This is a genomic window from Aequorivita sp. CRS11 (genome assembly GCF_059693805.1).
On sequence record NZ_JCATIG010000002.1, the window covers coordinates 505,043 to 517,176 of the forward strand.

18 protein-coding genes are annotated in these 12,134 nt (G+C 37.5%); 14 read left to right on the forward strand and 4 right to left on the reverse strand.

The window, feature by feature from the left end:
• Positions 1 to 25 precede the first annotated feature (25 nt).
• The 10 genes from AC58DT_RS05490 to AC58DT_RS05535 all read left to right on the forward strand — a co-directional run bounded on the left by AC58DT_RS05490 (position 26) and on the right by AC58DT_RS05535 (position 7,429).
• Positions 26 to 505 (forward strand): lipocalin family protein, encoded by a 480-nt coding sequence (locus AC58DT_RS05490; RefSeq protein ID WP_497215829.1) that lies wholly within the window; start codon positions 26 to 28, stop codon positions 503 to 505.
• Positions 506 to 510: 5 nt separating this feature from the next.
• Positions 511 to 1,218 (forward strand): YiaD family glycine zipper/OmpA-like lipoprotein, encoded by a 708-nt coding sequence (locus AC58DT_RS05495; protein WP_497215830.1) that lies wholly within the window; start codon positions 511 to 513, stop codon positions 1,216 to 1,218.
• A 67-nt stretch (positions 1,219 to 1,285) separates the two neighbouring features.
• Positions 1,286 to 2,413 carry an NAD(P)/FAD-dependent oxidoreductase gene (locus AC58DT_RS05500; protein WP_497215831.1) on the forward strand — a complete coding sequence of 376 codons (1,128 nt, stop codon included), beginning with the start codon at positions 1,286 to 1,288 and terminating at the stop codon, positions 2,411 to 2,413.
• On the forward strand, positions 2,410 to 3,129 hold the full coding sequence (locus AC58DT_RS05505; RefSeq protein ID WP_497215832.1) for a methyltransferase domain-containing protein: 720 nt from the start codon (positions 2,410 to 2,412) through the stop codon (positions 3,127 to 3,129). Before AC58DT_RS05500 ends, AC58DT_RS05505 begins: the two co-directional genes overlap by 4 nt.
• Positions 3,126 to 4,178, forward strand: coding sequence for a type III polyketide synthase (locus AC58DT_RS05510; protein WP_497215833.1), 1,053 nt, complete (start codon positions 3,126 to 3,128; stop codon positions 4,176 to 4,178). Before AC58DT_RS05505 ends, AC58DT_RS05510 begins: the two co-directional genes overlap by 4 nt.
• A 2-nt stretch (positions 4,179 to 4,180) precedes the next feature.
• Positions 4,181 to 4,954: an SDR family NAD(P)-dependent oxidoreductase gene (locus tag AC58DT_RS05515; protein ID WP_497215834.1), complete on the forward strand. Its 774-nt coding sequence runs from the start codon at positions 4,181 to 4,183 to the stop codon at positions 4,952 to 4,954.
• 9 nt (positions 4,955 to 4,963) lie between these two features.
• Complete coding sequence (locus tag AC58DT_RS05520; protein ID WP_497215835.1) at positions 4,964 to 5,410, forward strand: 3-hydroxyacyl-ACP dehydratase FabZ family protein; 447 nt, start codon at positions 4,964 to 4,966, stop codon at positions 5,408 to 5,410.
• Positions 5,407 to 6,678, forward strand: a complete 1,272-nt coding sequence (locus AC58DT_RS05525; RefSeq protein WP_497215836.1) for a beta-ketoacyl-[acyl-carrier-protein] synthase family protein — start codon at positions 5,407 to 5,409, stop codon at positions 6,676 to 6,678. The genes AC58DT_RS05520 and AC58DT_RS05525 overlap by 4 nt, the downstream gene beginning before the upstream one ends.
• A gap of 5 nt (positions 6,679 to 6,683) precedes the next feature.
• Positions 6,684 to 6,938 (forward strand): acyl carrier protein, encoded by a 255-nt coding sequence (locus AC58DT_RS05530; RefSeq protein WP_497215837.1) that lies wholly within the window; start codon positions 6,684 to 6,686, stop codon positions 6,936 to 6,938.
• A gap of 125 nt (positions 6,939 to 7,063) precedes the next feature.
• Entirely contained in the window at positions 7,064 to 7,429 is a 366-nt protein-coding gene (locus AC58DT_RS05535; RefSeq protein ID WP_497215838.1) for a hypothetical protein, read from the forward strand.
• On the opposite strand, the gene AC58DT_RS05540 is transcribed toward AC58DT_RS05535, so the two are convergent.
• The 3 genes from AC58DT_RS05540 to AC58DT_RS05550 form a co-directional block, all read right to left on the reverse strand.
• Positions 7,430 to 7,906: an arsenate reductase family protein gene (locus tag AC58DT_RS05540; protein ID WP_497215839.1), complete on the reverse strand. Its 477-nt coding sequence runs from the start codon at positions 7,904 to 7,906 to the stop codon at positions 7,430 to 7,432.
• A complete protein-coding gene (hpf, locus tag AC58DT_RS05545; RefSeq protein WP_497215840.1) occupies positions 7,906 to 8,208 on the reverse strand; it encodes a ribosome hibernation-promoting factor, HPF/YfiA family in 303 nt (100 codons plus the stop codon). Before hpf ends, AC58DT_RS05540 begins: the two co-directional genes overlap by 1 nt.
• A gap of 78 nt (positions 8,209 to 8,286) precedes the next feature.
• Positions 8,287 to 9,243 carry a TerC family protein gene (locus tag AC58DT_RS05550; protein ID WP_497215841.1) on the reverse strand — a complete coding sequence of 319 codons (957 nt, stop codon included), beginning with the start codon at positions 9,241 to 9,243 and terminating at the stop codon, positions 8,287 to 8,289.
• 136 nt (positions 9,244 to 9,379) lie between these two features.
• Here AC58DT_RS05550 and AC58DT_RS05555 point away from each other — a divergent pair, with 136 nt between their 5' ends.
• From AC58DT_RS05555 to AC58DT_RS05570, 4 genes are all read left to right on the forward strand, one after another.
• Entirely contained in the window at positions 9,380 to 9,985 is a 606-nt protein-coding gene (locus tag AC58DT_RS05555) for a nitroreductase family protein (protein WP_497215842.1), read from the forward strand.
• 20 nt (positions 9,986 to 10,005) lie between these two features.
• Positions 10,006 to 10,206, forward strand: a complete 201-nt coding sequence (locus AC58DT_RS05560) for a hypothetical protein (protein WP_497215843.1) — start codon at positions 10,006 to 10,008, stop codon at positions 10,204 to 10,206.
• A 20-nt stretch (positions 10,207 to 10,226) separates the two neighbouring features.
• Entirely contained in the window at positions 10,227 to 10,856 is a 630-nt protein-coding gene (locus tag AC58DT_RS05565) for an NADPH-dependent F420 reductase (RefSeq protein WP_497215845.1), read from the forward strand.
• Positions 10,857 to 10,944: 88 nt separating this feature from the next.
• The gene (locus AC58DT_RS05570) at positions 10,945 to 11,805 is read left to right on the forward strand and encodes a formate/nitrite transporter family protein (protein WP_497215846.1); all 861 of its coding nucleotides are present in this window, start codon (positions 10,945 to 10,947) and stop codon (positions 11,803 to 11,805) included.
• 86 nt (positions 11,806 to 11,891) lie between these two features.
• On the opposite strand, the gene AC58DT_RS05575 is transcribed toward AC58DT_RS05570, so the two are convergent.
• A complete protein-coding gene (locus AC58DT_RS05575) occupies positions 11,892 to 12,020 on the reverse strand; it encodes a hypothetical protein (RefSeq protein WP_497215847.1) in 129 nt (42 codons plus the stop codon).
• Positions 12,021 to 12,134: the final 114 nt, after the last annotated feature.

A 12,134-nucleotide genomic window follows, 5' to 3' on the forward strand; every position in this document is an offset into this window, starting at 1 on the left:
ACAATTCAAAACTAATTTAAACTTTATGAAAAAATTCCTCATTCTGGTTGTTATTGCAGCCACGACTTTCGCTTGCGGTACACCAAAGACCGTTCAAGAATCTCGAAAAGTAATCAAAGGATATTGGTCTTTGGACAATATAACCTATGACTCTTCAGGAACCTTTAATGTAACTTTATTCAATGATACATCAGTAGAATGTATGGAAGGAAGTTCTTGGAGGTTTATACCAAACAATAATACGGGTAATTACAATATAGATAACTCTAATTGCCCAACCGGTGAACGCAATTTCATCTTTACTATTCAGGAAATAGACCCTAAATCGGGCTTGTATGATTTCCTATTAAAACCAACCAATGCCAAAGGCAAATCAGAAACAAATGCTGGTTATAGATTACGTTTGGCCCAACTAAATGATTCGTCTATGCGCTGGGAGCAAACTGTAAGTTTGGATGGCAAGCCATTTAAAATAAATATGAACTTTTCTAAAATTCAAGATTAAAAATTATGAAGACATTTTTTAAACAAACCGCATTGATTGCTTTAGCTTTTACATTTGTTATCAGTTTAGCAAGTTGTGAAGCTACAAGAAATGCCAATAACAAACAAAAAGGTGCCGTAATTGGTGCAACTGGAGGAGCAATTCTTGGTGCAATTATAGGAAATAACGTTGGAAAAGGTGGAAACGGAGAACTCGGCGCTGTAATTGGCGGTGTTGTTGGTGGTGGTGCCGGAGTACTTATTGGTGCCAAAATGGACAAACAAGCCCAAAAAATTGAGCAAGAAATTCCCGGTGCCCAAGTAGAAAGAGTTGACGACGGTATAGTTGTTACTTTTGACGAAAATAGTGGTGTTTATTTTGATACTGCCAAGTATAATATAAATTCCGCATCACAGGCTACACTGGACAAGTTATCAAACATTCTTAAGGAATACCCAGATACTAATGTGTTGGTTGTGGGGCATACCGACAGCGTAGGTGCTGACGAAATGAATATGACTCTTTCTAAGAATAGGGCACAGGCCGTTACTAATTATTTTACACAAAATAAAGGATTAAGTCCTTCAAGATTTACCACAAATTGGTATGGTGAAACAGCTCCTGTTGCAGATAATTCAACTGCAGAAGGTCGCGCAAAAAACCGCCGTGTTAACCTTGCTATCATTCCAAACGAAAAAATGAAGCAAGATGCACAAAATCAGGCAGGCGAATAAAAATTATATTCAATTTTATAAATCCCGCACCATTTTTGGGCGGGATTTTTTTTAGTTTTAAAACAAAATGATACACAACCACAAATGGAACGTTATTGTAATTGGAGGAGGGCTTGCAGGTCTTACCACAGCCTTGCATCTTGCCTCAAATAATTTTTCAGTTTGTTTGGTTGAAAGGAGCGAATATCCCAACCATAAAGTGTGTGGCGAATATGTTAGTAACGAAGTATTGCCCTATTTAAAATCCCTCGGAATTGATCCATTTACAGTAGGAGCAAAACAGATTTCCAAATTTAAAATAACTGATACGAACGGGAACCCCATAACAGCCACCTTACCACTCGGTGGTTTTGGAATTAGCCGTTATACGTTTGACAATTTGCTTTATGAAGCTTTAAAAAATAAAGCTAAAATAATTTTTGACACTGTTGAAAAAATAATTTTTGAAGAAAATCAATTTCGTGTTACTACTCAAAACAAATCAGTACTATTGGCAGATTTTGTCGTGGGCGCTTTCGGGAAAAGATCAAATATTGATACTTTTCTAAACCGAAAATTTATGCAGAAGAGTTCGCCTTGGCTAGGCGTAAAGACTCATTACTATTATGATTTTCCCGATGATACTGTTGCCCTGCACAACTTTAATGGAGGTTATTGTGGTTTGAGCAAGACTGAAACGGGAGCTGTAAATGCTTGTTATTTGGCAACGTTCAAGTCTTTTAAAAAATATGGCGATATTGATGCTTTTCAAAAACAGGAACTTTCAAAAAACCCTTTTTTAGATAAATTTTTCAGTGGTGCAAAGCCCCTTTTCGATAGACCATTGACCATTAGCCAAATATCTTTTCAAGAAAAAAAACCTGTTGAAAACCATATATTTATGGTTGGCGACAGCGCAGGACTTATACATCCACTTTGCGGCAACGGGATGGCAATGGCTATTAAGAGTGCACAGATTTTTTCAGAAATGTTTATCCAACTATTTCAAAAAGAAGAATTTGATAGAACGACCATGGAACGGCAATATGCAAGTCAATGGCATAATGAATTTGATGAAAGATTAAAGGCTGGAAAGTTAATTCAGGGAGTATTATTGAATCCATATTTAGCGAAAGCGGGTTTCGCAATGGTAAAAACATTTCCGTCCCTAGTTCCAAAACTCATTCAAAAAACACACGGCAATCCAACAAAATGATAACTTTCAGCAATAAATATAGATCTGGCCAAACAGAAATAATGGACGACTTGGATTTTCAAGGAGTTGAAATGAAAAATTTATTGAAAGATCTAAAAGTTGTCAACAAATGGCTAGGCGGGAACACGATTACAATTGATGGAATAAAAAAATTGCTACAAAACCACTCCAAGGCTGAGAAGGTAACAATTTTGGATATTGGTTGTGGCGATGGTGAATTGCTTCGGAAATGCACTGACTTTGGAAATCAAAATAATTTCAATTTTGATTGTATTGGTTTGGATTTTAACGAAAACATCCTAGCCTATGCAAAAGAGAGTAGTGCAAGTTACCCAAATATAAAATTTCAAAAAGTTGATGTTTTTTTGGAAGAAAATTTAATTCCAAATTGCGATATTGCAGTATGCACTTTGTTTTTGCACCATTTCAATAATAAAGAGATTGAAGGACTATTAAAAAAACTTATGCATAAAGTAACCATTGGCGCAGTAATAAACGATCTGCACCGAAATAAACAAGCTTTCAACCTTTTTAAAATTGTAAGTACCTTGTTTTTAAAAACTAAAACCGCAAGACATGATGGCCTGGTCTCCATTGCAAAAGGTTTCAAAAAGGATGAATTAGAAAAAATATCAGAACAAATCCCAAATCAAAAGAGTATAATTCAATGGCGCTGGGCTTACCGATACCAATGGATACTCAAAAAGAATTTATGAGCGTAAAGATAACCACGGTGGCAAAAAAATTGCCCCAACATAGCCGAAAAACTGAAGAAGTAATTCCTTTTGTAAAACAATGGATGTACCAGCAAGAAAGCCGCTTTCAACGAAAAGTAGTTAAAATTTTTGAAAGTGCCGGCGTCGATAAACGTTATTCCATTATGGATCCTGTTGAGGTATTTACAAATACAAGCTTTGAAGAGCGCAACGCTATTTACGCTCGCGAAATCATAAAATTGGGTAAACAATGTCTTCAAAATGCACTTGACAAAGCTAGTTGGAAACCTACTGACATAGATTTTATAATAACCGTGAGCTGCACGGGAATTATGATTCCTTCCGTAGATGCCTATTTGATTAATGAACTGAAGATGAGGCAAGACATTGTACGCCTTCCCGTAACCGAAATGGGCTGTGCTGCGGGGATTTCAGGAATTATGTATGCAAACAACTTTTTAAAAGCCAATCCTGGCAAACGCGCTGCGGTTATCGCTTTGGAAGCACCTACGGCTACATTTCAATTAGAGGATTTTTCAATGGTGAATATTGTTAGCGCCGCAATTTTTGGTGATGGTGCTGCTTGTGTTTTAATGTCTTCACACGAAGAAGACGATGGCCCCGAAATACTTGCAGATGAAATGTACCACTTTTATGATGCTACAGATATGATGGGCTTTAAGCTTGTAAACACAGGCCTTCAGATGATACTCGACAAAACTGTGCCGGAAAAAATTGCCGAACATTTTCCAGCTATTGTACATCCTTTTTTGAAGAAGAACAACTTAAAGATCGAAGACATCGACCATCTCATATTTCATCCGGGGGGCAGAAAAATTGTTGAAACTGTTGAGGATTTATTCGGAAGTCTCGGGAAAAACATTGATGATACCAAAGAAGTACTTAAATTGTACGGCAATATGAGCAGCGCAACCGTGTTATATGTTTTGGAGCGTTTTATGGACAAAGACCTCCCTAAAGGCGATCTGGGCCTGATGCTCAGTTTTGGCCCCGGGTTTTCGGCGCAACGTGTATTGTTGAAGTTTTAATTATGGGCGAATTTAAAAGTCAATGGGCATTGATACTTGGAGGCAGTAGCGGTTTGGGTCTTGCCACCGCAAAAAAACTCGCTTCCGAAGGAATGAATATTTGTATAGTCCATCGTGATCGCAAGAGCAACTTGAAAGAATTTGAAAATGAAGTGAGGCAGATGAAATCTTTAGGAATTTCTGTGAAAACTTTCAATAAAGATGCTTTAAAGGAAGACGTTAGGGAAGAAATTATTAAAGACCTTCCCGCACAAAGTGTAAAGATTCTACTTCACAGCATTGCAAAGGGCAGTTTAAAAAAGATGGATGCCCCGAAAGATGAATTATTGACAAAACAAGACTTGGAAATAACCATTCACGCTATGGCAACAAGTTGGTATGAATGGACCCAAACATTGATTGAGCATAAAAGCTTTGCCAAAGGAGCACGAAATATTGCTTTTACCAGTGAAGGAAGTGCAAGGGTTTGGCCAGGTTATGCTGGAGTTTCTGCTGCTAAATCAGTGCTGGAGGCTTTGATGCGCAATATGGCCGTAGAATTGGCTCCTTTGAAAATTACAACAAATTGCATCCAAGCAGGAACTACTGAAACACCTTCTTTTTTAGTAATTCCCGGGAGTGAAAAACTAGCAGAAATGGCGAAACTCCGCAACCCGCAGAACAGACTTACAAATCCTGGAGATGTTGCAAATGCTGTCTATCTGCTCTGCAAAAAAGAAGCCGATTGGATAAATGGAACAGTATTAAAAGTAGATGGAGGGGAAAGTTTGAGATAAAATTTAACAATGGAGTATCAACATATCATAAATCAACTTCCGTATTCCGAACCTTTTTTGTTTGTGGACGAAGTGCTTTCGGTTTCAGACGAAGATATTTCGGGTACATATACTTTTAAAAAAAACTTATTTTTCTACGAAGGGCATTTTAAAAACAACCCTGTAACACCTGGCGTAATACTTACGGAATGTATGGCACAGATTGGACTGGTATGTTTGGGTATCTTTCTGTTAAAGGATGAAACTTCTTCTGAAAAAATAAATTTAGCTTTGAGCAGTACCGAAATTGATTTCTATTGTCCAGTTGTTCCGGGAGAAAAAGTAAAAGTTTTCTCCGTTAAGGAATATTTCAGGTTCAATAAATTAAAATGCAAGGTAAAAATGCTGAATGCAAAAGATGAAATAGTTGCAAAAGGCACAATAAGTGGAATGATTGTGAATAGAGATTTAAAATGAAGAAACGAGTTGTAATTACGGGACTTGGAGTTGTTTCGCCAAATGGTGTTGGTATTTCGGCTTTTTCTGAAGCATTAAAAAAAGGAGTTTTGGGTATTGAGTTCTTGCCAGAATTGCGCGACCTTAATTTTTCATGCCAATTAGGCGCAAGCCCGAAAATTTCCGAAGAAAAAAAACGTAAATACCTTTCAGACCTTCAACTTCGTAATTTCAACAGCAATGGTATTTTATACGGGGTAATTGCGGGAATGGACGCATTAAAAGATGCAAAAATAACTCCTGCTAAACCTGATGAGGAACCACTTTGGGACCTTGGCATAATCTTCGGCACCGGTATAAGCGGTGTGGATAAATTTCGCGAAGCAATTCATAAAATCGATAATAAAAACGTGCGCAGATTGGGCAGCACTTCAGTAGCACAAACCATGACGAGCGGTGTGAGCGCATATCTTGGAGGATTGATAGGCGCAGGAAATATGGTGACTGCAAACTCTTCTGCCTGCGCTACAGGAACAGAAGCTCTTTTAATGGGCTATGAACATATTGCCTCCGGAAACGCCGAATTTATGCTTTGTGGGAGTACCAGTGATTCCGGCCCTTATATCTGGGGTGGTTTTGACGCCATGAAAGTTACCACCTATAAATACAACGATGCCCCAACAGAAGTTGCGGGCCCGATGAGTGCAGACGCTAGCGGTTTTGTACCAGGAAGCGGGGCAGGGGCATATTTGCTTGAATCATTGGAAAGTGCCCAAAAAAGAGGCGCAACCATTTATGCCGAAGTCCTTGGCGGAGCAGTAAATAATGGCGGCCAGAGAGGCGGTGGAAGTATGACTGCACCCAATAGTTTGGCAATCCAAAAATGCATAAAAAATGCCTTGGAAGACTCAAATACAGAAGCTTCGGAAATCGATTATATAAACGGGCACCTTACTGCTACCATTAAAGATCCCGATGAAATTGAAAACTGGAGCATCGCGCTCAATAAAAAAGGAGAACACTTTCCTTACATAAATTCATTAAAAGGAATGGTGGGGCATTGTTTGGCCGCAAGTGGAAGTATTGAAATTGTTTCTGCAATTCTTCAACTGCACGAAGGATTCATTTTTCCCAATGTAAATTGTGAAAATCTGCATCCAAAAATAGCTTCTTTGATTTCTTCTGAAAAAATTTCGATGAAAATGCAAAAAACATCGTTACAAACCATTGCTAAGGCCAGCTTTGGTTTTGGTGATGTAAACGCATGTGCTATCTTTAAAAAAATTTAAAGCACATGACTTCGGAAGAAATATACACAAAGCTTGAACCTATTATCAAGACTTATTTGCCCGAGGATGTATCTGCCAAAGAAATAAGTCGCAAGAGTGATCTCACTCGCGAACTGAATATAAATTCTGCTCATTTGGTAGATATAATTTTGGACATAGAAGATGTTTTCAACATTGAGTTTAAAAACGAAGATATGGAACAGCTTCGGAATGTAAACGATGCTATTCTGCTCATAAAGCAAAAAACTTTAGCCGTATAATTTCTGAAAAAATCCTTATCAGTTTGTTAACCTCTTAGTTATAAGCCGTTAAAGACCGTTAAAGTAATTGGGATAGGGTTCTTTTATTATTAATTTGATAAAAAATCATTTAATAATTAAAGACAATGAAAAAGATAGTTTCTATTTTAATTTTATTACTTAGTATTTCTGCATTTTCCCAAGACCCAGTTTTTCAGAAGTCCTATGCAATTGCAGAAGAAGAGGCCATTAAAATAACCAACAGTTATGACCTAGAACTCTCTCTAACCGAAAAACAGGAATTATTATTTCAGCAAAAAGTTGAAGAATTTTTAATTCGTAAATCGAAAATAGAAGATGGGTTTTCCGGGAAGAAAAAACTTGATCTTTTATACCAAATGCAACAAGAAGAAACGGCAGAAATGAATGATATTTTAACTAGGCCACAATTGGTGGTTTACAAAAAAATCAAACCCAGTATACAGCCACTGGAAACGGTAGAAAAGAAATAATTACTTATTCTTTTCAATAAAGTTTTCCTTACTTGTGGTACGCTCAATATCTGGTTGTGTATCATTTGACGGACTTTGCTCAAGCCCTGCAGAATCCACTTCAAAAAATTCCATAATCTCTGGTGGATTATCAATTTGCTTGGTGCGATTGCCTTTAATTGCAATCGGCTTTGAGATTACGGAATCATTTTTTTGAATAATTTTTAGCCAGTCATTGGAATCAAATTCGGAGGTACTTTCCACATCTATTTCCAATTGTCTTTTATCAACCAAATCTCCAATCTTTACGCCCAGTGCATCGGCAATTTCAGCCCATTGGGTATCAGATACTTTAGTTTTTGCTAAATCTATAGCTAAATATTTTTCATCAATTCCCGTTAGGTAGCTCAACGTATGAGTGCCCACACGGGTATTGCTACTATATATAAGTGTTAATTGTCTATCATCTCTTGCTATTATTCCCATTTCTTTCATCATTAATGTGCTTTCAATTTTTCTTTTCTTTTTTGCAGTTGCGAACGAAGCTCCGTAATTACTTTGGCTACCGAAGCTTCAAATGATGCGGTAGATGTTTCCGCAAATATGGTAGGCCCGGGCATGCTTAAGCGCACGCTACAAATTTTTCCGATTTCTGGATTGGATGTATTCTCTCTTTTAAAGTATACATCGGCGCCTACAATTGAGTCATATTTATTTTCAAGTTTGTTTGATTTTTCAGCTACAAAAGCTTCCAATCTTGGGCTCGCTGCCACCTCGTGATACTCGAAATTGATATTCATATTTTTCGGTTTTGATTATAAATTTAAAGATACAATAGCAGAAATCCTTTCCAAACTTTTTAATAGGATTTTGTGAAATTAATCTTCTAATGCAGGAGGATTGGGGTCTGGAATAACTATTGAAGCAATAATACCAGAGGCCAAAGACACACCTATTACAGTAAGTGACAGCCATTCTGGAATTTCAACATTGTGTGAAATGATCATTTTTACACCCACAAATGCAAGTATAACCACAAGACTATAATTAATATATCTGAATTTGGTAAGCATTCTGGAAATCAGGAAATACATAGACCGAAGTCCCAAAATCGCTAAAATATTTGAACTGAATACAATAAAAGGATCTGCCGTAATTGCAAGAATTGCAGGTATACTGTCCAATGCAAAAAGTATATCGGTCAGCTCAATTATAATCAGCGCTACGAATAGGGGAGTGGCGGCGCGAACACCCATACGCTTTATAAAAAACTTATCGCCGTCCATTTTATAGCTTACTGGAAATAGTTTTTTTAGAAATCGAAACATTTTCGATTTCTTCGGGTCAAACTCCGACTCTTTATGCGTTAGCATCCTGAAGGCGGTGAATAACAGAAAAGCTCCAAACACATAAATTATCCAATCAAACTTATTGATAAGCGCTACACCGAAAAAGATCATCAACGCCCTAAAAACGATAGCTCCCAATATTCCATAAAATAATACTTCGTGTTGGTATTTCTGCGGAATAGCGAAAGAGGAAAAGATAACGGCAATAACAAAAACATTATCAATACTCAAGGAAAGCTCTATCAAATAGCCCGTAATATATTTAAGCACCGCAACGTCTGGAGCCAAGTTGGTAGGATTTTCCACCAATCCATCCTTAAAAAGCCAATAAATTATTCCTGAGAAACCAAGCGCCAATGTTACCCAAACGGTAGTCCAAATAGCAGCTTCCTTGGTTTTGATTACGTGTGGAGTTCGGTTGAAAACACCCAAATCCAACGCTAAAAATAAAATGATAAATGCGATAAAAATTCCCCAGACGATCATTAACTAAAATTTTGAGCAAAAATAATAGCAATTAAAGTCTAAATATGATATGAAAATGTTAATACTTAAATAGGGCGTTAAAAGTTTTTTAAAAACTTTTTATGCCGATGGAAAGCTATTACATTTAAAAGAAAAAATGGAAGACGCAGTTACAGTTAACAAAATTACCCCATTGGATTTCCACATTCTGGACAGCATAAAAAATAGATGGAGCCCCAGAATGTTTTCAAAGGAGCCTCTTACTGAAACAGAAGTCAAAAAATTATTGGAAGCAGGCCGTTGGGCTCCAAGTGCCTCAAACATTCAACCGTGGAGGGTAATTTGGGGAATACAGGGCACCGAAATGTACGATAGAATTTTTAACTGTTTGGATGAATTTAACCAGACTTGGGCAGGTAATGCCCAACTACTGTGGATAAACGCCTTCAAGAAAACAATGGAGAAGAATGACAAGGAAAATTTTCACGCCTTGCACGACTTGGGATTGTTCATGGGCAATGTAATCCACCAGGCAAACACTATGGGCATTGCTGTGCACCAGATGGCTGGGGTGCAGTTCAAAAAAGCACATTCTGAATTTGAGTTTACAGATGATTACCATGTGGCAACTGCAGTAGCCTTCGGCTATTTTGGTGGAAATCCGGATGGATTGCCAAACAATTTAAAAAAACAGGAACTCAAGGAAATGCGTGAACGAAAGCCACAGAAAGATTTTGCCTTTAATGGAAATTTTTCAGCATAAAAACAAATAAACAAAATGTTATGAACGATAAAAAAAAACATGCAGATTTTCAGGATGAATATAGAAAATCATCGAATTTCGGAAAATTTCAGCAAGAGGAAAACCTTAAAATTAAAGGAGATGGCGAATTGAAGGTTGAGAAAGACGCTGAAATGAAAAACAAATCGGAAGGAAAGAAGATTTCACAAACACTGAAAGAAATAAATTCAGAAGAAGAATAAGACATTAAAACAAAATAGTCATGAAAATAGGAATTATAGGAAGTGGAAACATAGGAGGAAACCTTGGTAAACATTGGGCCAAAGCTGGCCACGAAGTATTGTTTACTTCCCGCCATCCCGAACAATTGAACCAATTGGTACAGGAAGCAGGAGGTAAGTCGAAGGCCGTAACACTCGATGAAGCTTGGGAAGCTAATACAGATGTGTATCTGTTGGCAGTTCCGTTCAAAGCAATAGATAAATTATCTGAACTTTATGCCGGGGAATACGGTAATAAGGTAATTATTGACGCAACCAATCCGTATCCTGAACGCGATGGCGAAATGGCGCAGAAAGTTCGCGACAGCAACCGAAATGCCTCTGAATATACCGCTATGAAATTTGGAACAGCCAAAACCGCCAAGGCATTCAATACCATTTATGCAGAACATTTAAAAGATCGGGCTTTCAGAAATACCGATAAATTGGCAATTCCTTTTGCTGCGCAGGATGAAGATAGTAAAAAAGCTACCAAACAGCTTATTGAGGATATTGGTTTTGATGCTGTATATGTAGGCGGGCTGGAAGACACACATATAATGGACCCAGACCAAAAAATCTATGGAAAATCAACCAATAGGCAACATTTGGAAGAAATGATGCGAAAATAACACCATTCATATATAAATTAAAGTTTCGTTTTCTGATGTTGTAAATAATTCTATCTTCGGAAAACGATTTTTTTTATGAACACACCCTATGCCAGAGGAAAAATACGATAAATCACAAGAGCAGCAGCACATTGACGATGAATTGGAAAATTCGAAAGCTTCTGAGGCCGATTCAGCAAAATCGCACGGAGAGATTCTGAAACAGCAAATTATAGAAGGGCAGGAGACCTATGATAAAAGTCCAGTGAGTATTTTGCTGAGTTCCTTGACCGCCGGTTTGGAAATAGGTTTCAGCTACTTATTGATTTGTACCTTGTTTTTCTTTTTGGAAGGAAAGATTTCCGAAGATAGCATCATTAAAAGCCTTTCACTGGTATATCCCATTGGGTTTATAATGATTATCCTTGGGCAATCCATTCTTTTTACGGAACAGACTTCGTTACTATCACTTCCGGTTCTCAACAAAAAACGTAGCCTCGGCAGCTTATTGAGGCTTTGGGGATTGGTTATTTTGGGTAATTTAATTGGGGGCTATTTAATAGCTTTCTTAATGGTCTGGATTGGGCCAAAGCTGGGGATTTTTGAATTAAATACCATTGAAAAAATTGCAGTACACGTTACCGATTATCACGGCAGCGTTATACTTGTGAGTGCTATACTTGCGGGCTGGTTGATGGGGCTGCTCTCCTGGTTGGTAGCCGCCTCCAAAGATACATTAAGCCGTATATTGATTATTTATATAATCACCGCCGTACTTGCATTTACAGGCTTACACCACAGTATTGTAGGAAATGTGGAAGTGTTTGCCGGACTAATAAGTTCCCCAAAAATTATTTTTGTGGAGTACCTTTCCTTTATAGCATTGGCACTATTGGGCAATGCCCTGGGAGGTGCCTTCTTCGTTGCACTTCTAAAATACCGTGCGTTTGTTTACGATGTGAAAGGTTGATATAGTTCTTCTGGGTGAAATAGAAAAAAAAATCCCTCCGAAGAGGGATTTTTTTAATGTTTTAATTTAGCGAATGGTAACTATAATTAACCTGGGTTAATATTAGCTCCTGGTTTTGGCTTAACCTTTGGCTTCGGTTTTGGCTTAGCAGCCTGGGGCTTTTTCTTGGGCTTGTTGCCATCATCTTTGGGCGGCATATCTGGTGGTGTTGGCATAATTGAAAGGGTTTTAGTTAGACAATATATAAATATAATCATTTAATGGATACCTTTTATTTTTTTATCCTTAAATCCTCGAAACTTTTTGAATTTAAGTAACTTAGCAAGACT